At 45.0% G+C, this 24980-nt stretch carries 16 protein-coding genes; 14 read left to right on the forward strand and 2 right to left on the reverse strand.

Annotation, left to right across the window (positions count from 1 at the left end; genetic code table 11):
- Nucleotides 1-3: 3 nt before the first annotated feature.
- The 10 genes from AC1DFM_RS11735 (at nucleotide 4) to AC1DFM_RS11780 (ending at nucleotide 17173) form a co-directional block, all read left to right on the forward strand.
- On the forward strand, nucleotides 4-585 hold the full coding sequence (locus AC1DFM_RS11735; protein ID WP_477076916.1) for an RNA polymerase sigma factor: 582 nt from the start codon (nucleotides 4-6) through the stop codon (nucleotides 583-585).
- A gap of 80 nt (nucleotides 586-665) precedes the next feature.
- Nucleotides 666-1646, forward strand: coding sequence for a FecR family protein (locus tag AC1DFM_RS11740; RefSeq protein WP_477076917.1), 981 nt, complete (start codon nucleotides 666-668; stop codon nucleotides 1644-1646).
- 84 nt (nucleotides 1647-1730) lie between these two features.
- The gene (locus AC1DFM_RS11745; RefSeq protein ID WP_477076918.1) at nucleotides 1731-5213 is read left to right on the forward strand and encodes a carboxypeptidase-like regulatory domain-containing protein; all 3483 of its coding nucleotides are present in this window, start codon (nucleotides 1731-1733) and stop codon (nucleotides 5211-5213) included.
- Nucleotide 5214: 1 nt separating this feature from the next.
- On the forward strand, nucleotides 5215-6978 hold the full coding sequence (locus tag AC1DFM_RS11750) for a DUF4397 domain-containing protein (protein WP_477076919.1): 1764 nt from the start codon (nucleotides 5215-5217) through the stop codon (nucleotides 6976-6978).
- Nucleotides 6978-8186 (forward strand): hypothetical protein, encoded by a 1209-nt coding sequence (locus AC1DFM_RS11755; RefSeq protein WP_477076920.1) that lies wholly within the window; start codon nucleotides 6978-6980, stop codon nucleotides 8184-8186. The genes AC1DFM_RS11750 and AC1DFM_RS11755 overlap by 1 nt, the downstream gene beginning before the upstream one ends.
- Nucleotides 8187-8215: 29 nt before the next feature.
- Entirely contained in the window at nucleotides 8216-9280 is a 1065-nt protein-coding gene (locus AC1DFM_RS11760) for a fasciclin domain-containing protein (protein ID WP_477076921.1), read from the forward strand.
- A gap of 58 nt (nucleotides 9281-9338) precedes the next feature.
- Nucleotides 9339-10676 (forward strand): hypothetical protein, encoded by a 1338-nt coding sequence (locus AC1DFM_RS11765; protein WP_477076922.1) that lies wholly within the window; start codon nucleotides 9339-9341, stop codon nucleotides 10674-10676.
- Nucleotides 10676-11668: a fasciclin domain-containing protein gene (locus tag AC1DFM_RS11770; RefSeq protein WP_477076923.1), complete on the forward strand. Its 993-nt coding sequence runs from the start codon at nucleotides 10676-10678 to the stop codon at nucleotides 11666-11668. The genes AC1DFM_RS11765 and AC1DFM_RS11770 overlap by 1 nt, the downstream gene beginning before the upstream one ends.
- Nucleotides 11669-11688: 20 nt before the next feature.
- Nucleotides 11689-13869: an IPT/TIG domain-containing protein gene (locus AC1DFM_RS11775; RefSeq protein WP_477076924.1), complete on the forward strand. Its 2181-nt coding sequence runs from the start codon at nucleotides 11689-11691 to the stop codon at nucleotides 13867-13869.
- Between the two features lie 34 nt (nucleotides 13870-13903).
- Nucleotides 13904-17173, forward strand: coding sequence for a TonB-dependent receptor (locus AC1DFM_RS11780; protein WP_477076925.1), 3270 nt, complete (start codon nucleotides 13904-13906; stop codon nucleotides 17171-17173).
- 235 nt (nucleotides 17174-17408) lie between these two features.
- Here AC1DFM_RS11780 and AC1DFM_RS11785 read toward each other — a convergent pair whose 3' ends face one another.
- Nucleotides 17409-18158 (reverse strand): DUF4249 family protein, encoded by a 750-nt coding sequence (locus AC1DFM_RS11785; RefSeq protein ID WP_477076926.1) that lies wholly within the window; start codon nucleotides 18156-18158, stop codon nucleotides 17409-17411.
- An 88-nt stretch (nucleotides 18159-18246) separates the two neighbouring features.
- Nucleotides 18247-20619 (reverse strand): TonB-dependent receptor, encoded by a 2373-nt coding sequence (locus AC1DFM_RS11790; RefSeq protein WP_477076927.1) that lies wholly within the window; start codon nucleotides 20617-20619, stop codon nucleotides 18247-18249.
- Between the two features lie 645 nt (nucleotides 20620-21264).
- On the opposite strand from AC1DFM_RS11790, the gene AC1DFM_RS11795 reads away from it, so the two are divergent.
- The 4 genes from AC1DFM_RS11795 to AC1DFM_RS11810 all read left to right on the forward strand — a co-directional run bounded on the left by AC1DFM_RS11795 (nucleotide 21265) and on the right by AC1DFM_RS11810 (nucleotide 24941).
- The gene (locus tag AC1DFM_RS11795) at nucleotides 21265-21873 is read left to right on the forward strand and encodes a sensor histidine kinase (RefSeq protein WP_477076928.1); all 609 of its coding nucleotides are present in this window, start codon (nucleotides 21265-21267) and stop codon (nucleotides 21871-21873) included.
- 60 nt (nucleotides 21874-21933) lie between these two features.
- On the forward strand, nucleotides 21934-22656 hold the full coding sequence (locus tag AC1DFM_RS11800; RefSeq protein WP_477076929.1) for a LytR/AlgR family response regulator transcription factor: 723 nt from the start codon (nucleotides 21934-21936) through the stop codon (nucleotides 22654-22656).
- A 178-nt stretch (nucleotides 22657-22834) separates the two neighbouring features.
- Entirely contained in the window at nucleotides 22835-23770 is a 936-nt protein-coding gene (locus AC1DFM_RS11805) for a GlxA family transcriptional regulator (RefSeq protein WP_477076930.1), read from the forward strand.
- On the forward strand, nucleotides 23757-24941 hold the full coding sequence (locus AC1DFM_RS11810) for a DJ-1/PfpI family protein (RefSeq protein ID WP_477076931.1): 1185 nt from the start codon (nucleotides 23757-23759) through the stop codon (nucleotides 24939-24941). The genes AC1DFM_RS11805 and AC1DFM_RS11810 overlap by 14 nt, the downstream gene beginning before the upstream one ends.
- The last annotated feature ends 39 nt before the right edge of the window (nucleotides 24942-24980 follow it).

Below are 24980 nucleotides of genomic sequence, written 5' to 3' on the forward strand. Positions count from 1 at the left end.
AATATGGAGAATGTTTTAGATGACCATCAATTACTGGATCGAATAAAGGAGGGAGATGCCGGCGCGTTTCGGATTTTATTCGAAAAGCACTGGGAAGGTCTTTACGCATTTGCATGGAAACGTTTGAAGTCGAAGCAGGATGCTGAAGACGTTGTACAGCATGTTTTTATGAAGATATGGGAACATCGTAGTGCGAGAAATATTCAGTTGTCGCTACAGGCATATCTGTATAGGTCCGTTTACTATGAGGTGATCGCTGCATTAAAGAATATCTCGGCGGGAAATGAAGAAATATCTCCCGTTACAGAATATACACTGCCAGTGTTCAGCGGGGCACTGGAAAAATTATCGTTGGCGGATCTCAATGAATTAATCAATAAGGAAGTCAGTAACCTTCCTGAACGGATGCAGCAGATTTATAAATTAAGCCGGGAGGAAGACTATTCTGTCAAAGCAATCGCGCAAAAGTTGAATCTTTCAGAACAAACGGTGAAGAATCAGTTGACGATGGCGCTTTCCCGTTTGAGGAAACCGGTTTTTGAATCGGTATTGCTGTTGCTGCTAAAAGACATAATGTTCCCTTAACATTGGACACCGGTACTATATTCGAATAAAAGGCGCTTATAATAAAGCGCCTTTTATTTTTTAATGTATTGGAGTAAAGAATGAATAGAGATCAGTTATCCGCCTTGTTCGAAAGATTCCTCCGGGAGGAGGCATCGGAACACGAAAAGAAGATGGTAGAGGCCTATATGTTATTGTCTGAATCAGAAGAAGTGGAATTCCCGGACCATGAGAAGCAGGAAACGAAAGAGCGCATCTGGAGCGCGCTCGATCGGTATTCCGGGGAGCGTCCAATCATTCACAGCAACAATGCATTTTATGCTAAAAGATCCTGGTGGTTCAGAGTGGCTGCTATGTGGGTTATCCTGGCAGGGATAACAGCAGCGGGTTTCCTGTTCCGTTATGATATCATGGACCGGTTGTTTCCTATTGCCTGGAATGAAGACGTTACAGGACCGTACGAGATCAAACGGGTGGTGTTGCCCGATGGTAGTATCGTGAATCTTGCGCCCAACTCATCTATCAGCTATCCATCCCGCTATCGTGGTTATTCGCGGAGAGCCAAACTGTCCGGGATTGCCTTCTTTAGTGTTGCCCACAATGAGAAACAGCCCTTTACGGTGGCCAGTGGCAGGTTAGATATCAAAGTACTGGGTACCTCTTTTGAAGTGCGGAATGTCCCATCGCAACACGATGTTGGTGTAACGGTAGCTACGGGTAAAGTACAGGTCCGGTGTGGTGACCAGATGCGAACTATTTTGACTGCCAACCAGGAGGTGCTTTACAATGATGTTTCCGGACAGTTTAACGTGATGGAAAAAGTAGACGCGGCCGCTGAAACAGCATGGACCGGAAACGTACTGGTGTTCAAGGAAACAGCGCTTGAAGAGGTATTGAAAGCCTTGCAGCAACATTATGATATAAAGATCAGCATTCATCCTAATGCGATTAAAAAAGGAGCCACTTTTAGTGGTGCATTTAAAAGTCATGAATCAGGAAAAGAAATACTGGATGTAGTATGTTTTTCGTCCGGTTTGAAATATACCATCACCAGGGATAATACTGTGGTTATTAAAAAATAAACAGGCTTTCGGTTATTGATAAAAAATATTGCATGGAAATGCAGTAAACGGTAGCGGCATGCCTGAAACTAAAGAAAAATAATAATGGGAAAACTTTTAACAAGGTTACTTTATCACCAGCAATGCTATAGGATACTACTGTTGTGTCTTTTATCCTTATCCTTTACAACAGGGTCATATGCCTGGCAGTCTTCCGATCCCAGGCTGAGTATCCGCTTCGAAAAGGAAGACCTGCTCAGTTGTCTGAAAAAACTGGAAACTGCCAGTGGCATCCCTTTCTATTATCAACCGAGTGAATTAAAGGAAGTAAAGAACACTTTTACGTCTGCATTTACCAATCAGCCGGTATCTGTCATACTGGAGAAGGTGCTTCATTCAAACGGGTTTGCATGGCGGATGATGAATGGCAAAATTGTGATACGCAAAACGGCTTCTGATGATGCTCCGCAGCGTGGTGAACAACAGTTAAAAATATCCGGTAAAGTGCTGGATAATAATAAAACACCGCTGCCGGGTGTTACGATCAGGGTGAAAGGTCGTCAGACTGGTGTTATCAGTGATGGCGACGGATTGTTTTCCATCGCAGTGCCACCGGGAGCAACATTGCAGTTCTCCATGATGGGTTACAAAATGGCGGAGGTAACAGCCAATGCGCCGAATGGTAGTCTAATAGTAGTACTTAAATCTACTTCTTCCACTTTGAATGAGGTAACGGTGGAGGCCCGCCGTAACACTAACACCGAAATGGCGGTATTGGATGAACGCCGCCGCGCGGCGATTGTACAGGATGCCATTTCCGCACAGCAGATCGAACGGACCGCCAGTATCACTACTACACAGGCGCTGCAAAGAGTGGCCGGGGTAACGGTCACCGATGATAAATATGTGGCGGTGCGGGGTCTTGGCGATAGAAGTGTGATCGGCCAGCTCAACGGCGTACGCCTGGCTTCTTCCGATCCGGATAAAAGTGCGATCCCGCTGGATCTGGTACCGGCTTCCCTGCTGGACAATATCACCATCTACAAAACGGTCACACCTGATAAACCAGCTGATGCCGCTGCCGGCATTGTAGAATTGAAAACAAAATCAGTTCCGGATAGCCTTACGCTTGAAGTGGTGGCTCAAACGGGTTTTAATTCCAATGTTGGCATGGGCGGAAGTTTCAATAGCTTCTGGAACAGCGAAATGGGCTTCCTGGGTACGCGTATCAACCGCAAAAATCTTTCCCCGGAATTTAAGGCCCTGGCGCAACAGTATCCTGATGGCCCTGATGGTATACAGCGGATGGTGCGGAATAGTCATTACAGTCTCGATGGCTGGCGTGAGGTAGACCGGGTCAACAAGATCATGCAGGGGTTTGACCCCGTTATGACTACGCGGTATAAGAAAGCGCCGGCAAACCAACTGTACTCGGCTACTTATGGAAACCGGTTCACCGTATTTAAGAAGCATAAACTTGGGTTGATCCTGGGGGGAAATTATTACCGCCGGATAACAGATATTCAGGGAGGAGATCTGACGCAGTATAGTATTTATCAGGGGGTAGTAACAGGAAATCCTGATGTGTACAGCTTTCGCAATATCCCTAATTACATCACACCCAATAGTCTGTATATGGGCAAGTATCAGACTTATAAGGAAAACACCGGCACAGAAACCATCAACTACGGGGTGTTGACCGGATTGACCTACCGTTTTTCTTCCCGTCATGAAATCAGCATGCAGTATGTGGGTAGTTGGGGAGGAGAAAACATCGCCACTCACCTGCAGGGAAAGTATGAATATACTGGTTTGCCGGGTGAGGTAAATAGTACCATTTATTCGTTGAAACAATCATTCCGGAATCTCAATACTTTTAATCTGCAAGGGGAGCACAAATTCCTTCCCGGTGTTTATTCTCCACGGTTAAGTTACAGTCTTGCCTCTTCGCGTTCCGCACAGAATAATCCGGATTTTCGGTTTATCAGTCTGGCTGATTATATGCCCAGAGGCGGCGGTTGGTACAGACGTCCCGCTTTAGCCGGAGAGAATGGTGAGCGGTTTGCTTATTCGGAACATCTATATGCGCTTACGTCAGGTTATGTGAATGGATTTGGCTCCTATGGCACTATTCAGGCGGAGCCGAATGGTCGCCGCTGGCGGAAGCTGGATGAGGTCAACTATAACTATAAAGCAGACCTCGCGCTTCCATTCAAAATGTTTGGTCAGCGGCAGGAGTTTAAAACAGGTGTCAATTACCTTTTCCGTGACCGCACATTTACGGAGAACCTGCTGATGTTGCCTGGCTCCAATTTTAACCGCGACAAAGCTATTCCACTGTACGATGTGGAAGGTAATCCGGATCGCCTGGTGGGTAATGAGATCGTGGGTGTAAAGTTATCTACGGGGCAACAGGGCGACGGGATGGCGCCGGTAAGCGGCTTTATGTACAACAGCCGGAAGTCGCCCAACAACTATAGCGGTTATTATGAAACCAATGCCTTTTACGGGATGCTGGATCTCCAGGTGACGGAGCAATTGCGGATTGCAGGAGGCGTGCGTTTTGAAATGACAGATATTGGTTCCGCAGTGGATACTTCAAATGTATTCCTGGACCCTGCGCTGACCGTTCCCGGGCCTGGAGGTGCACAGATCCCATTAGTGCCCGCGGAGCCAAATGCGGCCTATAAAACAACCTATAAACCCTATTATTCGGCAAACATAACCTACACGCTCAACCGGAATATGAATTTCCGTACCGCCTTCAATACGACATTGGCCAGACCTGAGTTGCGGGAGATCACGAACGTATTCGAATTTGATGCATTCCAGATGGGATTGGTTGTTGGAAACCCGGGGCTGGTAAATCAGTATACAGAGAACCTGGACTTTCGTTGGGAATGGTTTCCTAACAGAGGAGAGGTGATTGCTGTTTCTGCTTTTGGGAAACGTATCCAGCATCAGTTGGTGAAAGTGTTTAACCTGAAAACAGATGGTTTGGCCGCCACCTATCCGGAGTTTCCTACTATTCAATTCCAGAATGATCCCAACACCGGCCGGGTATGGGGCATAGAACTGGAACTTGTGAAAGATCTGGGGAGATGGTGGGCCCCATTGAACAACTTTTTCTTCGGGTCCAATTTGCTGCTGGCGCAAAGTGATATCAAAAAATCTGCAGAGCGTTTTAAAGCGAATCGTTCGTTGGATAGATATACCCCCAAAAACAGCCCGCTGTTTGAGCAGGCGCCGTATTCTATTAATGCCTGGTTGAACTATAATAACAAAAAATACGGGACAGACTTTACCGCCACCTTCAATATGGTAGGGGAGCGGTTGATACAGATCAACCTCACCGGGGAACCGGATTTGTATACACAGCCTGTGCCCGTACTTGACTTTATTTTAAGTCAGCAATTAAGTAAGCGGATATTCTTTAAGGGCTATGCAAAAAATGTCCTGAATCCGGCTATAAAAACGGTGTATGCCAATCCCGGCACCGGCGGCAAGTGGTATGGCAATGAATATATCAACCGCAGTTACAAGCGTGGTGCTGAAATGATGCTTGGGTTTACCTATAAAATATTTTAAGATGACGATGAATATTCCGGTACCGCCGATGATGCAGCGCTTCTCCGTGATTGCGGCGTGTTTGCTGTTGATACTTTGCGGCTTCACCGCATGTAAAAAAGAAAAAGTGGATCAGATACCGGACAACCGGACAACAACGGTTAACCGCGCGCCATCCGCTACCCGTATCGTGAACATGGGAGGTTATCTCGATGTAGTGGCCAATGGCCAAAAATTAACCAGTTATGTGTACAAATCGCCGAATGACCCGGACGCGCTCAAGTATACAGGCACGTCCTATTTCCCTGAAGACGGCCGCCTGGGAAGCACCTGGCAGATCCCGCAGGACTTGTTCGGCAAGAATGGTATTGCTTTGTTGAAGTTCGATGCTGACAGGGCCAACGGGAGCTTACCTGAGCTGGCCATAAAAGATGATTACAGTCATCCGAAAGATTATTACCTGCCGCTCGGCCAGCGCGTAGCAGAAGGCCAGCCGGATTATGTGATTGTAGAACGTGGTATTGCACAGCCTTCCCGGCCTGATCATTTTAAGATCCGTATTCTCAATCTGTGTGCGAAACCCATGGAGGATATATTTTCCCCCAGAGGGCCGTTAGAAGATCTGACAGGACCTGTGAGCCTTGCTTATGCAGATGGTGCTTTAGTGTCTGATAAAACGACCAATATCAGTGTTGCGCAAAGGGTATCTGATTATGTAGAAATTCCTTATGGCGCTTACCAGTTTAAGGTATTGACAGCAGATGGGAGACAGATACCCGGAGCAGCTGCTTTGTCTGGTGATAACAGATTGATTGATCCGCCTACTTCCACCATTGGTTTGGTGAGAAGCGGTGCCGTTGTATCTGGTGGTCTCACCTTTGCACCTGTATTCAGTTATCAGCCAGGCGGGGTTTATACCATCGTTATTTCTCCTTACAGTTTTAGTTATCTGGCTTCAGCAGAAGAACAGCGAAGCGGAGCTATACAAAATGGATTCAGAATCATCACAGATGTAAGCCCGTCACCCAATACTACTTATTTCCGTTTGCAGGGATTCAATGCATTGCCTGGTTCGGAACCGGTTTCGTTCCGTGTGAACGGCGAGCTATTGAAGAATAAGCTGCCATATGGCGAGGTGTCTTCTTACAGTAATTATATACAGGGCAATACCAGCATAGAAGCGGTGAATGCAGGAGGAACAGTGTTGGCGGCTACAGAAGCGATACTACGCCCGGGACAGAACTATACGGCGTGGTTGTATCCGGATGCGCAGGGAAAAGCAAAGATAGTATTGGTGGCCAATGACCTGAGTGGACAGTTATTAGCTTCAGGAACAGTTAATAATGGCAGTAACGGTGGGCTTACGTTCAAACAGGTGAGGGATGATTATATGTTCGACAGGCGCTTCCTGAATCTTTCTCCTGATATTCCTTACCTCACTTTCACATTTGGCAATGGCCTCTCCGCCGGAAGCCCGACAGTGAATCTTCAATCAGGCGTTCCCGTTACAGAGCAGCCTTATATCAGAGGTAGCAGCCTATACTTGCTGCCTTATGAGATAATGGCTTACCGCTCTGCCCCTGACATGGTACCTGGTGAATGGGCAAAGGATATAACCGTACTGACCAGTGATCGTTTTGTAGCCCGCAGAGCGCTTTATGAAGCAGTGGGCCGAGAGGTACCTACGCAGGAGCCAGGCATTTTTACCATCGCGCTCATCGGTCGCACAGGCAATGTGCCGGCGGCAGAGAAAGCAAAAATGATCATCGTTAAACATAACAGGTAATGAAATATAAACAGTTATTATGGGCCTTCAGCCTGGTGCTTCTGGTGGCCGGATGCAGGAAAACAGAATATACTAAACTCGATGCGCCCGCCTACCTCCGTGTGTTCAATGATCTGAACTATGTGCAAAGCATGGATACCAAAGACAGTAAATATCCTTCGCTTTGCATGATTATCAATCCGAAGATAGATGCTGCCGGCTTACCAACAGGAGGTGAGATCGTAGGTGATTTTCTGGATAAACGCGCGCCATATGCGCCCCCTTATCCTTCCCATATCGGTAACAGTAGCTCCGTGTATAATCCGGAGTATCCAGGCAAGGAAACAGAACTGGCAGGGCCCATACTGAATGGATTTGATCTTAGCAGCTGGGCGCAGGTTCCCTCCGGGAAGCTTCGGATTATGTTTTACTACCGCAGCTATAATACTATCCCGTTTTTTCAGCTGGAGGAAAGATTGAAGAGAGATGTATTACTCGATACCACTATCGATTTCACCGCTGGGGAAGTGTATACCCTGCATGTGCTGGAAACGGACTTTAATACCAAGAAGTATGGTGTGTTGCTGCGGCAGGAGAATTTTCACAAATTATCCTTATCTGATTCTATGACCTATGTCAACTTCTACAACTACAGCTCCAAAGGTTTCGTAGAAGCCGATGCAAGCCTTAAGCCATTGCGGTCAACACTTAAATCATTCCAAAGTGGTATAAAAGATAGCATGAACATCTATTACACACTTTTCAAAACCCAAACTAATCCTGGGAATGCACCCTTCCTGACCAACTATAAAAATGTATTTATGGGACAGCTGGTGCGTGATCAGAAAAGTAGCCGCCCGTCTGTCTATTATAGCTTTCCGTTATGGGCAGATGCTGATGCGGATCATATCCACACCGATATGTGGCAACGGTTTGAGTTCGTCATGCCGGGTATGGATGTAGCCAGCAATCCCTATAACACTGCCGTTTCAGGAAGGGAACTCACATTCGGAAATTTCGGCGCCATCAACTGCCTGCTGAATGGACAAGTAGATATAGGAGGCGCGGGCTATCTCGCCAACGGCTTGATATTACCTAACCTGTTGGTGAATGTACATTCAGGGAAATATAATCCGCGCACATTCGCCACCGTCAACACGATTGAGGTAGTGAATAGCTCCGTGTACCTCACCACCATCCAACGGAAGTATCCGGCGCCGGTGTATTGAGCTCATTCAGATAATTAAAAACACAGCAAATGAAAGGGAAATATTCCAACATTTATACAGTGCTCTTACTGCTTTCTACACTGCTTTTTTCCTGTAAGCATGAGGACCTCACGGTGCCAAAACCGAATAAGGACATACGGCCGGCGGGAGATTTCATCAGGAATAATTATGATTTCAGTCTTTTTTATGCAGCGCTTGAGTATACGGGATTAGTCGCAGAACTGAATGGCAAAGGGCCTTTTACCGTACTGGCGCCTACTGATCAGGCTTTCAATGAACTGGGTGTGCAACTGCCGGGAGACTTTCAGCAGATGAATAAAGACAGTCTTCGTTTTGTGCTGGCCTATCACATATTGCCGATACGTTTGTTTTCATCGGATATACCGGTCAATGGTGTGGATATACGGTATCAAACGCTGGCGGGAAAACAGTTGTACGCCTCGCTGGGCATGTTCCAGCCGGGGTTCAATTATCCGCAGAATTTTTTCACTTTCGGTGGTTGCAAGTTAGACAGAAGAGATATCACCTTGTCCAATGGGGTGATGCATACCATGAAAAAAGTGCAAAAGCCTTTCCCTGGCGTTACTGTACAGGACTGGCTCGCAGCCAGACCAGTCTATAGCATTTATGTGGCGGGCTTAAAGAAATTTGGCTTGTGGGATGCTTTGGCACAGCCTGGCCGCTTTACCATTTTTGCACCGGATAATAAGGCGTTTACAGATGCAGGTATCACAGCGGAAACCATTGCGGCGCTGGACCCTGCAGCCTATGTGGGGGCACGTCTGTTCGGTGGTTATATCCTGTACGACCGGCAGTATTTTATCTCCGACAAACTGGTTTTCGGGATCATTAATGCCGAAACTCGCTACAAGTACCGGTTGAAGAATGATGACAGCGACTTTGAATTAACAGCCTACTTCGAGGAGTACACCGTGTCGCTATCGCGCACCCCGGCGGGAGGCTTTCAGCCGATATTACTGGGAAGTGTGACCGTTCCTTCCAGCCAATGGGTGAAGATGGATAATATCTGTGAAAATGGTATTGTGCATCAGTTGCCGGCGATAATGGTGAGACCCGACCAGGCGAAGAAGTAATCGGATAAAAAGAATATCCTACATCGATTAATAGCCGTTGCAAACAAAATAGATAAAAATGAAAATTTTAAATCGCCTGATCAAAGATATTTTCTGTGATGCCGGCAGTGGACTGTTGACAGTTTGTTGCCTGGCGATATTAGCTACCGGATGCCGCCGGGAAGAGTTTATGCCTCCGGCAGAAGGAAAACAGGTACCTTATCAGGATACCGTTCATATTACGGTGAAAGAAGCGTTGGCGCAATCTCCCGCCAAACTGTTTTACCAGGCATGGCAGCGCAGTCATATGGATACGATCCTCGCTGCTGTTGCCGACCAGAAAAACGGTTGTACCATTTTAGCCCTCAGCGATGAAGCGCTAATCGCAGGAGGTTATACTGCCAGTCGGATACAAAGTATGGACCCGAAAGATCTGGATAGCCTGCTTATGTTTTATTCACTTCGTGGGAAGTACAATGCCGCAGCGTTGACTGGCCAGACGGGTAATCTGATTGCCTTGAGTTTGCTGAAGCGGCCAGGGCTGCGGGGAATGCCAGATCCGGATACGCGCAATCCCTATGCAAAATGGGTGTATTATTTCAAACAGCAACTGCAGGCAGCGGACGGAAAGTTCTATGTGAATGGCCGCGTTGTTGGCAGCGGCGTTTCCATTCCGGCAAAAGACGGCTGTATATGGTTGTTGGACAAGATGGTACCTAAGCCGGACAAAACCCTGTTACAAGTGCTGGAAGCAGATAACCGGTTCACGATGTTGCTGGAATTGTTACGACAACGGGATGCCTTATACAACAAAATTTTTGAGGAAGGTGCAGGTTATCCTTCCAATATAAATTTCTCTCAATTCTATGGATGGGCGTTGAGATTAAACGAGTTTACCGGACAGGAGGATGATGTAAATGTACTGTTTACTACCATCTTTCTTCCCACCAATGATGCATTCAAAGCAGCCGGTTTTAATACAGTAGCCGATCTGATGGCGTTTAACGAACGTCGTGGCCTGCCCCGGTATGAGGATTGGAGTATGAAAGGACGGTTTGCCACAGATTCGTTGCTGAGTTTTCATTTGAATTGGGGGATTTTACCAAGAGAATCTGTCGGTGATTACCCGAGAAGTGGCAGTTATCCGGTGTTCTACAGCAATGCGTTCCTGAGCAATGCAACGTCCAGTCTGATATTTATATCCATCTTAAAAGACCCGAATGGAACTGACTACAGGGATGATACTTATTACATGCCGTTGGAGTTCCGCAAGGATGCTTCCGGCAAAACGCTGATAAACGTAAAAGGATCAGCGGCCCCGTCAGCCACCGTAACAGAAGCGGATATCCCTACGCTCATGGGCCCTCTTCATGCAGTGGACAGGTTGCTTATTCCCAAAGATTTTAAACTGGATTAATGATGAAAAGGATCAATATACTGATACCGGTAATGTTAGGCGCAGTGCTGTGCTGGAGTGGTTGCACGAAGAAAGATGGGGACGTTGCCACGATCGATAACGGCCTGATTACGCTGGTGGTGGCAGATAACTTTAACCTGTCTTCTTTCGGCGCAGCTTTGCGGCGCAGCGGTATGGACATTACATTGAAGACACCCGGCCCTTATACCGCATTAGCGCCGTCGGACGGCGCATTTAGTGCGGCTGGTTTTTCCGGCATCGGCAACATACTTACAGCAGATCAGGTACTGATGACCCGTATCGCCAACTATCACGTGCTGGAAGGAAAATATGAACTGAACAAATTGCCCTATCTGTTTAATCAGGAACTACGTTCCCGTGGTGGTAAATTATTCGTGACTCACTGGATCAAGGGTACAGATACTGTTATTACCATCAACGGATCAAGGGTGCTGGCGCAAAATATAGCCGCATCCAATGGCCTGATACAGGTAATAAACCATGTGCTGTCGCCATATGTACACGAACAGTTAGGAAGCGCTGTAAAGGCAGAAGAGAATATTACGCTCTTTGCGCAGGCGCTTATCACTTGCGGGCAGATGGAAACGATCAATAATTCCGGGCCTTATACCGTGTTCGCTCCATCCAATGCAGCGATGAAGGCGATGGGTTATAACTCTGTACAACAGGTAAGTGAAACCAATCCGGAAGTATTGAAAAGGCTGGTGAATTATCATATCATTCGCAACAGACGATTCATTTATGATTATGTGCTCAGCACGGGCCCATCTAATAGTAGTCGCCAGGTGATGCTGGATGGTAATACCGTGAGCATTCAGTTGACAGAAGACCCGGCAGAACCGGGCAGATTGGGCTCCATCCTGCTGACCGGAACAGGAAATAGTACTGGTGTGAATGTGATAAAAAAAGATATCCTGACCGGCAATGGTGTACTACAGGTGATAGATGGTGTTTTAAAAATTACGCAGTAGGAATGTATAATACTAAGAGTATGAAAAAAATACTACAATATTCCGTGTTTGTTTTAATAGGTATGCTGCTATTGATGGCGGCGGGTGGCTGTAAAAAGAAACACGATGAAGCTGCGCCGGAAGTGAAAGTGGCGCGTTATTATCCCAACAGCGGAAAAGCAGGTACCCTGATCACCATTGAAGGAGAAGGTTTTGGAACAGACCGTGGGCAATATTCCGCTACGGTATCTGAAACGCCCGCCGAAGTGATCAGTGTCACCGCAAAGGCAATCGTGTTGCGTGCACCTGGAAAAGGAGTTACCGGTCCTTTAACGTTAAAATCTCAGAATCGCTCATTCCCCATTGGGCAATATACTTACCAAACATTGAGTGTTCAACGCGTAACACCGCTGAATGGTCCTGCTGGTTCTTCGGTGAATATCAGCGGTGAAGGTTTTGGTGGTACCGGTAAACCCGCTGCAGTGTTCATCAACGGAAAGGAGGCCATTGTGATAACCGCCAGCGATACCCTGATAGTGGCAGAAGTGCCGGTGGATGCCGGTACCGGGACAGTGACGGTAAAGGTAGACAATGCAGAATCGCGCGGGCAAGAGTTTACTTATCAGGCAATAGAAAGTATCCGTCCGCGTTCAGGCGGTAAAAACACGAAAGTGACCATCACCGGTACCGGCTTTGAAGCATTGGCTGCTGGTAATGTGGTGACCTTTAATGGTAAATCAGCAACGGTAATCGAAGCGGGTAAATCAAAGTTGGTGGTGGTAGCGCCAGAAGGGGTGGAAACAGGCCCACTGGTAGTATCTATCAATGATCAAAAAACAACCGGCCCCGTATTTACCGTTGTTGCGCCGCCGCTCATCAATATCGTATCTCCGCTCAGTGGCCCTCGTGGCGCTCAAATGACGATCACCGGAGCAGGCTTTAGTCAGGTGAAAGAAGAAAATCAGGTATTCCTCAATGGTGTGCAGGTGCCATTATCAGGAGCTACCGAAAAAGAGTTAAAACTCATCATACCTGGTGGTACCGGTGATGGTATTGTGAAAGTGGTGGTGAACGACCAGGAAACTGCAGGTCCTCAGTTTAAAGACCAGCAGCTGGGTATTATAACGGTGAGTCCTGAAAGCGGATTGGATGGTACTTTGGTAACTATCACCGGTACCGGCTTCAGTAATGTTCCGGCTGAAAATACGGTCTACTTTAATGGCGTACCCGCAACTGTTACCGCTGCCACCCCAACAACGCTGCAATTGGCTGTTCCGGCAGGATTCAGTACCGGAGAACTGAAGGTTGTGATGAAAGGCGCCACCGCTATTGCGCCGAAAGCATTCAGAAGAGCAGGGGTGATGACGCTGGCAGGTGGCCCCAATAGCAATATCTTCAGCTGGACCATCTCCAGAATCGCCGTAGATCGCGACAAAAACGTATACGTTTCCAGTAATACACAGGTTCAAAAAATTTCGCCGAATGGTGATGTCACATCGTTTGCCGGTAGCGCAACAGAAGGGGGGCAGAAAGATGGCGTAGGTACCGCAGCAAGGTTTAACTATATCCGTGGAATGGCAGTCGATAATAACGGTAACGTCTATGTGATGGATGGCGGCTTGCGCAAAATTACGCCGACAGGTACCGTCACTACTGTCAGTACGCAGTTCACAGGTGTCAGCCTGACGTTTGGCCCTGATGGTAATTTCTATACGACCAGGGGATATGAAGGCGTCTTCAGATATAATGTAAATGGGGTTACTAAAATTTCCAGCATAGGATTGTTCGACGAGTGCCGTCCGGCAATAGACAACGCCGGGAATATTTACATCAGCAAAGATCAGTATGAATCCAGTGTTAGCTTTATTCCCAGTGGATCAGTGTTAGGCTATTATCCCAGGGCATTAATTGGAAATGCCTACAATCCGGGATACCTGGACGGGCCTTTCGCGACTGCTTTACTGAATTACAACCTTACCAGTCTCATAGCGGATAATAACAATCTGTACATCCTCGACGGAATCAGTTATGCGATCAGAAAGGCGGATCTGACAGCGAAAGAAGTGACCACGGTCATCAAGACAGACATAGGTTTTGCAGACGGTGCTTTTGATCAGGCCAAATTTGGATATGGTATGTCGGATATGGCAATAGACAAGGATGGGGATATCTATGTGGTAGATAAGGCTAATAAGGCTATCCGGAAGATATTCCTGAAATAGCATTTAATAACAAACAGACCGTAACAATACAGGTATGAAGAAAATATCGGGATCTGCGTTCAGATGGACGCTTGGGTTACTCTTGCTCTTACAGTTTCCATTGAATGTATTTTCGCAGGAAACAGGTGGTTCGCTCAGCGGCCGTGTAACAGATACGGCAGGTGTTGCTATGGAGGGCGCCACCATCATGGCGCTGCATGTTTCCACGGGTACAAAATACGGCGTGATGGCTGGTAAAGACGGTCGTTATTTTTTGAATAATCTCCGCATTGGAGGCCCTTATACGGTGACAGCCACCATGATGGGAGTGGGAGTGGATACCAGAGAAGATGTGGTGATCCGCCTGGGTGGTAGTCTGCTGCTCGACTTCGTGCTGAAAGGAAACGCCCGGCAATTAAATGCGGTGACAGTGGCAGCGCGCAATGGGAAGTCCCGTACAGATAATTACGGTACGGGAAAAAACATCAGCAGCCAGCAGGTACGCAATATGCCTACGATCAGTCGCAGTATTACTGATATCACCCGGCTTACGCCTCAGGGTAGCCGGGACAATAGTTTCGGGGGTACCAATTTTCGTTATAACAACGTCACCATAGATGGCGCGGTTAATAATGATGCCATTGGTTTCAGTCCCTCGTTAGGAGGGCAAACAGGTACCTCTGGTATGGCCGGCAGCAGCACCCGCACCAATGCCATTTCCCTGGATGCAATAGCAGATATGCAAGTGTATCTGGCTCCGTATGATGTCAAGATAGGCAACTTCACTGGTGGCTCCGTGAATGCGGTCACCCGCAGTGGCACCAATAACGTTACTGGCTCCGTGTATGGATTTGGCCGTAATGCCGCCATCACCGGGAAGGATCGGGTTGGTAGCCTCGGTAAAATGAACAGCGATTTCCATGAATACCAGGCGGGGTTCAGAGTAGGTTTTCCGATCATTAAAAACAAATTGTTTTTCTTCAGTAATGAAGAAATCACCAGCCGGCAGGACCCATCACAACTATCTGCAGGAATATCGGAAACTGCCCATATTCTCAGTAAAGAAGATGCAACGATGATTGCTACTACCGTGAAAAACCGCTATGGAGATATCTTTGATGCCGGTACAGCAGATGTGTATAATAACTGGAACAGATCACAGAAGTTTTTTAATAGGGTCGACTGGAATATCAACGACAAACATCAGCTGGCCATCCGCAACAATACCATATTGAGCAAAGCTACCCATATGGACCGTGATCAACAGGATTTTCGTTTCAGCAGTATGGCTTTCCAACAGACGAATAATCAGAGCAGTACAGTAGCAGAGCTCAAAAGCCGCTTCAGTAACAGGTTATCAACAAATGTGATAGCTGGATTTACGATCGTCAACGACAAACGAGATCCGTTAAGTGATCCTTCGCTGCCGCAGGTACAGATCATGGGGCGTGCACCTGGTACAACAATCTATCTGGGAACTGACCGGGAAGCCAGTATTTTTAATATGCGCCAACAGACGTGGGAGTTTACCGCCAATGTAAACTATGTGGTGGGCCGTCACAAGATCCTGGCCGGTACGCACAATGAGTTATACAACATCCGCTATGGATTTGTTAATAGCTGGAATGGCCGCGTGGATTATTTAAGCATAGAAGATTTTATGCGCAATAACCCATCGCGTGTCCGGGGTAGTTATAATTATATCAATAACACGCGTGATTACATCTTGTCGCATCCTGCTGCAAAATTCAATGTGAATATGTACAGCGCGTATTTTCAGGACGAGATCCAGGTGGCCGATCGGCTCCAGGTTACGCCCGGCTTGCGTGCCGACTTCACACATTTACCATCAGCTCCTGTGCTCAGTGATAAAGTAAAAGATATCCTGATGGATGCCAAATTTGGCACCACCTACACCTACACGCCATTGAACAGGGTGACCAACAATTTTCTGAATAGGGTGCAGGTTTCTCCCAGGATAGGTTTTCGTTATGATGTGCTGGGTAACCGGAGCCTGATCCTCCGCGGTGGTGCCGGGCTCTTTACCGGCCGTATACCCTTTGCGTGGCTCGCTTATGCCTACTACAATACAGGCGATAGTTATGGCGCATTTGATCAACGCGCCGACCAGAAACCTTTTGCTCCCGGCAGTGATGCGATCCGGCCAGGGCCGAACGGGATCGGAAGTTTCATTGAACAGAACGGCGCCGTTATCAATAATCGTAACAGCGGTAAAACACAGGTAGATCTGGTAGATAATAACTTTGTATTACCACAGGTATTACGTACCAGCGTAGGGATAGATTATGAAGCGGTAAATGACTGGCGTTTCACGATAGAAGCGATGTACACGCGCAATATAAAAGATGTGCTTTTTCAGCAGCTGAATACGAAAGATAATCCATATTGGTTTGGGTATGATACTGCCAGAAAACAGCCGGTGTATAATGGAACGGTAGATCCGCGTTTCTCCAATACCTATTTACTAAGCAATACCAATCAGGGTTATAGGTATAGTCTTACCGGAACTGTGAGTAAAAAAGCAGGTACAAAATGGGAAGCCAGTGCCTCCTATACCTATGGTGAGTCAAAAGATCTTAGCAATGGCGTGCGTAACTCCATGGAAAGTAACTGGCAGCTGAACCAGGCGCTGGTACCGAATAATCCGGCTTTATCACATAGTAATTTTGACATCCGTCATCGTATTATTGCCAATATCAGCTATAATCAGGAATGGACAGCCGGAAGAACTAATATCAGCCTGTTTTTTAGCGCACAGTCGGGCAGTCCTTTCACATATGGTATCGTCAATAACAGCATACAGGGTTTGCCACAACAGGTATCTCTGGTATATATACCGCAGCGTGAGGAAGCCGTTCATTACTTTAAAGATCTCGCTGAGAAAACGGCGGAGCAACAGGCCGATGCGTTTAACCGTTTCATTGATGGTAATAAATACCTCAGCAGCAGGAGAGGACAGTTTACAGAACGTAATGAGGGCCGCACACCCTGGAATATTCAGGCCGATCTGCATGTGGCGCACGACCTGTTTGTAAATAAGAGCAAGTCCCGTTTCATTACCATCACCGCAGACGTAATGAATTTGACCAACCTGCTTAATAAGAACTGGGGTATTCAATACTTTTCTCCCAATACTTTTAATTCGACCAGTAGTGTGGGGCTGACGCCGGTGCTATTCCCTCCGCAGCAGAATAAAGACAACTATCCGGTATTCACTTTTGATGATCCCGGAAAACCATATAGTGTGGATTACTTTGGCTCGCGGGTACAAATGCAGGTGGGAGTACGATATACATTTCAGTAACATCGTAAGGCGAAAGAGCCAATTGTTTTGGCGGGAATTTTTCAGATGATTGTACTGTTGGATGGGCTGGATTACGTTTGATCCCATGCCCCCATTCCTGCTCCGGGCATAGATTACTAACCCAATGAAAAGGTTCACGCAAGTGAACCTTTTCTGTTTGTGCAAAGTTTGCTTGCAGTGTTGATTTTATTGATAACAGTAAAGAAGTAGTGGAGCTGTATGGTGAGCGATCAGATTACTTTATCGTATAGTCCTTTACATCCACTTCCGATAATCTGAAATATCCATAAGCGAAGTTTTCGAAATGAGTCTGATTGATGATATTTCCTCTCACCGATCCAGGTGTAGTTTGAAACGGGCCGCTACCAGCCCCGGATGCGACTAGCAATTTTCTGAAGTAGTCATAATATCTCCTGGAAATTCCATACAGCCGGATGTTTATCGGATCTCCGGCCTTCAGGTCTTTGTCAGAAAAAGATCCCTGCATCAGGTTGCCCTGACTATTCTTGTCATCTTCGGCTTTATAATCCGGAAATGTGGATACAGGTGATAGGATACGTTGTAGATAATGATTCTCCTCGTTGCCATTATCCCGGTAGTAGTAAGTGATTTCCACTTCATCTCCTCCAAATCCGCCATTATTGCTTTGGGTAATATTATGCTCTATATTCGGTGCCCCTATACAAGTTTCGGTTGCGGTGTAAGTCTCTCCATTTAAAACTACTTTTAAGGTATAGGTCTCTCCGATAACGGGATGAAAATTGGAGCAGATATATTCACCTGTAGTGGGCTTTTCTGTAAAACTGAAAACGGTATTTGACGCATTTGTTACCACTATATCCGCTCCTGAAACTGTGGGGAATGTTGTACTGTAATATCCGGTAGTAGTAGAGAGTATGATTTTCTGCTCATTGCCTGTTGTGCCCTTTACCCAATCAATCGATGCGTCAATTACCAATTTGGGTGCTGCTGTTTCTAAATCCACCTGTACTACTTTTGTGCAGCACACAAGAATTGAGCAGGATGAAACAATCAGGTATTTAAGTATATTTTTCATTTTTCTATTGTTAGCATTAAAATTTGAAATTATAAGTCACACCCGGGATGATACCGAAAATCGATATTCTTTCTGCCTCACTCGACCCTGTTTCTTTGTTTTGTCTGAACATCAGAGACGCGGCGTTACTTCTATTATAAACATTGTAAATACTGAACACCCATTCCCCTTTCCACCTTTTTTTGCTATTCGGTTTTGGCGTATAAGTGGCTGATAAATCCAGATGATGATAAGCTGGAAGAGAATTCGCATTTCGTGCTCCATAGTTGGCAACGGTAATTCCCTGATACTGATATTTGCCAATTGGATAAGTGGCTGCTTTCCCTGTTTGGTAGGTGAAGATGCCGCCAAAACTCCATTTCTTCGTCAAGGGATAAGTGGCTGTAAGTGACAGGTTATGTGTTTTGTCATAGTTGGCACGATACCATTCGCCGTTGTTAATACCAGGTTCTTCTGCGTTTCTTCCTGGTGTGCGCTGTTCCGCTTTAGAAAGGGTATAAGAAATCCAACCTGTTAGTTTTCCGGTATTTTTCTTTAGCATCACCTCAAGCCCGTAAGCTCTTGCCTCTCCATTTAGCAATACCTGTTCCAGGGCTTTGCGGGCAATCAATTCGGCGCCGTCAATGTAATCTGATTTGTTTTGAATTTTCTTGTAAAAAGCTTCTGTTTCCAACGCATATTTTCCATTGCTGAAATTTCTGAAATAACCTAGTGCAAACTGATCAAGAATTTCAGGTTTCAGATATTGATCGCTCGGCGCCCAGATATCAAGTGGGGAAACAGCAGCGGTGTTGGAAATTAAATGAATATACTGGCTCATCCGGTTATAACTTGCCTTAATGGATTGGTCGTCATTTAAAGCATAGGAAACGGCTAAACGAGGCTCTAAATTTCCAAAGGAGATGATCTTTTGGTTTTTATTGTAATGTGTTATTCCCGTTGGGGTTCCTTCTTCATAAATTTGTAAAGCAGCATTAAAAACTACTGCCTGGTTATTAGCATAAGTATTTACATTTTGTTCCCCCAACCGTAGAAAATAGCTATATCTCAGCCCATAGGTCAATGATAGTTTATCCGTGAGTTTTTGCTCGGCACTGATATACGCTGCATTTTCCCAGGCATATTTTTTTTCAATCTGGTCGGCATTCACAGGTGATGTACTGTCTATAGGTTTTATTGTGCCGGGATTGAATTGGTAATAGATGGAATTGATGCCATAATTCAACACCAGCTTATTTGACAGATGATGGCTGAAATCGTACTTCAGATTGTAATTACGGATATCTGATAGCCAATCAATGCCAACATATTTTATCTTGAGACCGTAATCGTACTTACTGTATATGATAGATGCATTGGAGAAGAATTTTTCAGAAAAGATATGATTCCAGCGAAGGTTAAGGAATGAATTTGAGTAATTGTTACTGAAGAAATTGCTGAAATCCATTTTGTCCTTGCCGAAGTATCCTGAAAGAAAAACCCTGTTATTGTCATTGATCTTATAATTCAGTTTAGCATTCAAATCATAAAAGGAAATGGAATTGGGATTGTCAGCCAACTTCATAAACAGTTGGGCATAGGAGGTACGACCCGCCACTACGAACGAGCTTTTGTCTTTTACAATGGGCCCTTCTACCAATAATCTGCTCGAAACCGCCCCAATTCCTCCTGTTACGTGATATTCTTTGTTGTTTCCTTCTTTTTGATAAATATCCAGCACGGAGGAAGTCCGTCCGCCGAAATTAGCGGGTATGCCACCTTTATACAATTTTAGATCTTTAATCACATCCGCATTAAAAACGGAGAAAAATCCGAACAGGTGAGAAGTATTGTAAATGACAGCTTCATCTAACATGATCAAATTGCCGTCTACGGAACCGCCTCTGACATTAAATCCGGTTGCGCCTTCCTGTGCATTGGAAACGCCTGGAAGTTGCAGGATGGCCTTCAGAATGTCCACCTCGCCCATCACCGCCGGCATCTTTTTGATGGTGGAGATAGAGAGTTTGTTCACACTCATTTCCGGTGTTCGGATGTTGTTGGCTGCACTATTGGATTTTACCACTACTTCATTTAACGTTTTGCTTTTTTCAAGCATGGAAAAATTTTTCCTGATATTTCCTGTCAGAGAGATATGTTCTTCAATATTTTCAAATCCCATATAGCTGATAACAATTGTATATTCTCCCTTGGGTAGCGTGATAGCATAGAATCCATAGGCATTGGTAATAGTGGAGGACTTCGTTTCGGGAATGAAAATGCTGGCGCCGATTACCGTTTCGCTGTTTGCTTTCATGGTAATTGTTCCGCTCAGCGTGACTTTCTCCTGTGAATAAGCCGTGAAAGGAATGATTATAGATAGTAGTGTGTAAAGTGTCTTGTATCTCATCTTTTAAAATCGATTTGATATTTGTAAATTGGATACAAAACTATTCTTTTGAAGTACCGCCTTTTTTTTAATATACCAAATACGATATCTTTTATAGTAAATGATGTGAGGGCGCAACAAAATATATTTCGTGTTTTAAGTGTTTTTTCAACACTTTATACTTTTGTATAACAAGCATGCACTTTTGTATAAAATCAGATCAGCGCATAATTTTAAATAGTAAGTTTGTGCTATACAGTTTTATAAATGAATGATTCTACCCATCAACGGTTTGTTAACGAAAACGTGCTTTTTCGTTTCCTGATTTCGCCAGACCGCAGGATATTCCGGCATCTGCTGCTCATTTTTTTTATTGGTATTGTGTTGTACAATAGCAGGACTGTAATCGATAATCCCATAGTAATATTTTTATATTTCATTGTCTTGTTTTATGTAAATATGTATGTGCTGGTGCCCAAACTTTTATTCAGGAATAAAAATGTTGAATACTGTTTGTCTGTGATCTGTATCCTTTTGGTGGTGGCTGTTTGTGGTTATTTTTTCAATCCTTTTGATAGGGCACACCGGCTGAATATTCCTCTTTTTTCCTTTCTGACGGTGCTGTTGCTAGCAGCTTCTTCTTCCATAAAACTGTTTCAGAAGGGAATGATGGACAAACAGGTGATTTATGAGCTGGAACAGTCGAAAGCTTATGCTGAACTGGAACAATTGAAGAAGCAAATCAACCCGCATTTCTTATTTAATATGCTAAATAATGCCAATGTGCTAACTAAGAAAGATCCGGAAAAAGCCTCCCAGGTTTTAATGAGGTTGAGCGATCTACTTCGATATCAACTCTATGACAGCGCGAGAGATAAGGTGTTGCTGACGTCGGATATTCATTTCCTGGAGGATTTTTTAAATTTGGAGAAAGTAAGGCGGGATAGTTTTGATTTCCTGATATCAAAAGAGGGTGATTTGAGCGGTGTACAAATTCCTTCATTGTTGTTCATCTCCTTTGTGGAAAATGCGGTGAAGCATAACAATGATACCGCAAAATCGTCTTATGTAAACCTGTATTTTGATGTCAGAAACGATGAACTTTTCTTTAAGTGTATCAACTCTAAACCCATGGTTAAACCTGTAAGTAGTGCGGGTGGCCTGGGGTTGATAAATGTAAAACGAAGGCTGGAACTTTTGTTCCCTGCAACACATAGCTTAAGTATTGAAGAGGATGCGGAGAGGTATTGTGTAACATTAACTATAAAGCTATAACTTGTACAGCAATTGGAAAATGGCAAGATTATTTCGTTATATAATAAATAGTATAAAGTTATGAACTGTATTATTATAGATGATGAACCATTGGCCAGGGACGCTATAGAGATGTTGATTAGTCAAACTGAGGATTTGGATTTAATTGGTTCATTCAGTAGTCCTGAAACGGTGAAGGATTTCATAGAAAACAATACTGTTGAGTTAGTTTTTCTGGATATACAAATGCCGGGTGTTAACGGAATCGAGTTTGCCCGAACCATTCCGAAGGAAACATTTGTGATTTTTACAACCGCCTATTCTGAATTTGCTACTGACAGCTATGAAGTGGATGCAATTGATTACCTGATAAAACCCGTGAAATTAGAACGGTTTAAAAAGGCTGTTGAAAAATCACTCACCTATGCTAAATTATTCAAGGCGGATTATGCCAGCAATAATATAGAACGGGTAGCGGATGATTTTTTCTTTTTGAAAGCAGACCGAAGGATTTTTAAAGTCTATTTCAAGAACATACTTTTTATCCAGGGTTTGAAAGATTATGCTGTGATACACAGTGAAAATCAGAAGGTAATTACGGCGGTGAACATCAAAACAATTTACGATCAACTACCCAAAGATATGTTTGTGAGAGTAAGCAAATCCTATGTCATCAATGTTAAGCATATCGATTCAGTGGATAATAATACGGTGTACATAGGTGCAAACGAGATTCCTATTGGAAATATATACAGGGACTTTTTTTTCAATGAATTTGTGAAAAGAAAGATTGTGAACAGGTAATGGTAGTATGGGGGATATGCTGTTTGTAGCTGTGGGCAGCAGGATGCTGCTGTGTTATGTTTTGATAGTCGTTGCATAATGTAGTTATCCGAATCAGCCCAGTATTGGTTTTCCAGTTGGCTGAATATGACGCATGATTGTCCTTTACCGTAAGTCTGACAAAGGCTATTTTTGTGGAATGATCAGAAAGATTGCCTTTATTCTACCTCCACTTGTGGAGTTGTTGGACTTAGCCGGGCCTGTCCAGGTATTTAGGGAAGCAAGCCTTATGGGGGTTGAACTGGATATAGCCTTTTATGCTATAGACCAGCGGCCTTCGAGTGCAGCGGGATTGCCTTTGGGGAAAATCGGCAATTACCGGAAAGCTATATTGAGAGAAGGCGATTTTCTCTTTATTCCCGGATTTTATTTTGAAGGCCTGAAAAGACGCCCTGATATAGAATCCTCCTTTTTCCGCTGGGTGAGCGATTGTGCTGCCGGTGGAATTAATATTTGCTCGGTATGTAATGCTGCCTTCATTTTGGGTAGCGCTGGTTTGCTGGATGGCCGTGAATGCACGACTCATTGGAGGAGTACGGACCTCCTGCAGCGTATGTTCCCGGCGGCTCGTGTACTTTCCAATGTATTATTCGTAAAAAGTGGAAATATATATACCAGTGCGGGCATCAGCTCAGGAATTGATATGGCTTTATCTATCCTGGAGGAATGGGAGGGGCCACTACTGGCTAACCAGGTTGCCAGAGGATTGGTAATATATCATCGCAGAGACGCTAAACACAGCCAACAGCATATTTACCTGGATTATAGGAATCACATTAACCCCAAGGTTCATCAGCTGCAGGATTATATGATCAATCATCTGGATCAGTTTCTGACCGTGGAAAAGTTGTCTGAGCTTTTTAATAGTAGCCCCAGGAATCTCACCAGAGTTTTTAAAAACGCCACGGGCATAACCATCAATGAATATCTTACCCGCCTTAGAACGGAGAAAGCGGATACGCTACGTAATAATCCTGAATACACGATGACAAAAATCGCCTCGGAATGTGGATTTAAATCTGCCCGGCAATTACAAAGAATCCTAAAGAAACATAGAAAAAGTGAGAAAAAGTAAAATGACCTGCTGCCTGCTGCTGATTACAGGTGTGGTAATGATTTGGTTTTTCCATGCCTGTGCCCCTGTCCGGGAGTTTATGAGATGGAAAACGTTTGAAGGCGTTCCCGCGTTTAGCTATGTACGACCCAGCTTTGACTCCGCTAAGAAAACAGTGATACTTATTGCAGACAGCGAGGGAACAGAGATCTTCGACCTGATGGCGCCATATTATTTGTTTAGCGCTACCAGAGAAGCAAATGTGTATGTGGTAGCAAATAAGAAAGACCCCATCATCATGCGAAAGGGGCTTTTCCTGCTGCCTCATTTTTCCTTCGATGAATTTGATTCCGCTGGTATCAATCCCCAGGTGATTGTTATTCCTAATCTGTCAGCCATGGACGCCCGCCATCAAAATCCCACGATCGTTAATTGGATTAAAAAACATTATCATGATACCATCGTTGTACTTTCTGTTTGTGATGGTGCGTTAACCGCAGCGGCGACAGGTATCTATGATGGCAAGCCACTTACCGCTCATGCGTCTGATTACGCGGCTATCCGTAAACAATATGGTAAGCCTTTATGGGTTAACAACACTCGCGTAACCCACAGCGGAAACCTGTATAGCACTGCAGGTGTTTCCAATGCTACTGATGGCGCGCTTTCCATTATTGATACCCTTTTCGGACGCCAAACGATGTTACGGGTAAGTAAACTAATCCACCACACCGTTTCTCCTGAGGAAACCGCGCATAGGAGTATTCCTGTTGGTTTCAGCGATAAAATGGCTATTGGAAGGAAGGTTTTGTTTGGAAAAAACAGGCAGATCGGAATATTATTACAGGAAGGAGCTAATGAACTGGAATTGGCTGCTGTATTAGATACCTATAACCGAACCTTCCCAAAATCATTGGAGAGCATAACATTAACAGGTGGTAGCATTACGACAGAATATGGACTCACGCTATTGCCTACAGTAAGCCCTGATAAATTCCATCCGGATGAATTACATGTTTTACACCCGGATAAGGCGTCGTCAAAAAGCCCTTTTCTGGCTGATTCTTTGGTAGTGGTTAACTATGATCCGCAACAACAGCTGTATATTATTGACGCTTGTCTGAATCGAATTCGACTGCAATATGGTCCAAGATACACAGATGTAGTAAAACTTCTGCTCGACTATAATTAAATCCACTATTATATTTTGCCGCTGGCGTACCGAATCATT

Source organism: Chitinophaga sp. 05T412 (genome assembly GCF_056396465.1).

Bases quoted from the DNA above. Each gene is read 5' to 3' on its own strand.
- AC1DFM_RS11735 (WP_477076916.1), top strand. From the start codon at position 4: ATGGAGAATGTTTTAGATGACCATCAATTACTGGATCGAATAAAGGAG.
- AC1DFM_RS11740 (WP_477076917.1), top strand. From the start codon at position 666: ATGAATAGAGATCAGTTATCCGCCTTGTTCGAAAGATTCCTCCGGGAG.
- AC1DFM_RS11745 (WP_477076918.1), top strand. From the start codon at position 1,731: ATGGGAAAACTTTTAACAAGGTTACTTTATCACCAGCAATGCTATAGG.
- AC1DFM_RS11750 (WP_477076919.1), top strand. From the start codon at position 5,215: ATGACGATGAATATTCCGGTACCGCCGATGATGCAGCGCTTCTCCGTG.
- AC1DFM_RS11755 (WP_477076920.1), top strand. From the start codon at position 6,978: ATGAAATATAAACAGTTATTATGGGCCTTCAGCCTGGTGCTTCTGGTG.
- AC1DFM_RS11760 (WP_477076921.1), top strand. From the start codon at position 8,216: ATGAAAGGGAAATATTCCAACATTTATACAGTGCTCTTACTGCTTTCT.
- AC1DFM_RS11765 (WP_477076922.1), top strand. From the start codon at position 9,339: ATGAAAATTTTAAATCGCCTGATCAAAGATATTTTCTGTGATGCCGGC.
- AC1DFM_RS11770 (WP_477076923.1), top strand. From the start codon at position 10,676: ATGATGAAAAGGATCAATATACTGATACCGGTAATGTTAGGCGCAGTG.
- AC1DFM_RS11775 (WP_477076924.1), top strand. From the start codon at position 11,689: ATGAAAAAAATACTACAATATTCCGTGTTTGTTTTAATAGGTATGCTG.
- AC1DFM_RS11780 (WP_477076925.1), top strand. From the start codon at position 13,904: ATGAAGAAAATATCGGGATCTGCGTTCAGATGGACGCTTGGGTTACTC.
- AC1DFM_RS11790 (WP_477076927.1), bottom strand. From the start codon at position 20,619: ATGAGATACAAGACACTTTACACACTACTATCTATAATCATTCCTTTC.
- AC1DFM_RS11795 (WP_477076928.1), top strand. From the start codon at position 21,265: ATGATGGACAAACAGGTGATTTATGAGCTGGAACAGTCGAAAGCTTAT.
- AC1DFM_RS11800 (WP_477076929.1), top strand. From the start codon at position 21,934: ATGAACTGTATTATTATAGATGATGAACCATTGGCCAGGGACGCTATA.
- AC1DFM_RS11805 (WP_477076930.1), top strand. From the start codon at position 22,835: ATGATCAGAAAGATTGCCTTTATTCTACCTCCACTTGTGGAGTTGTTG.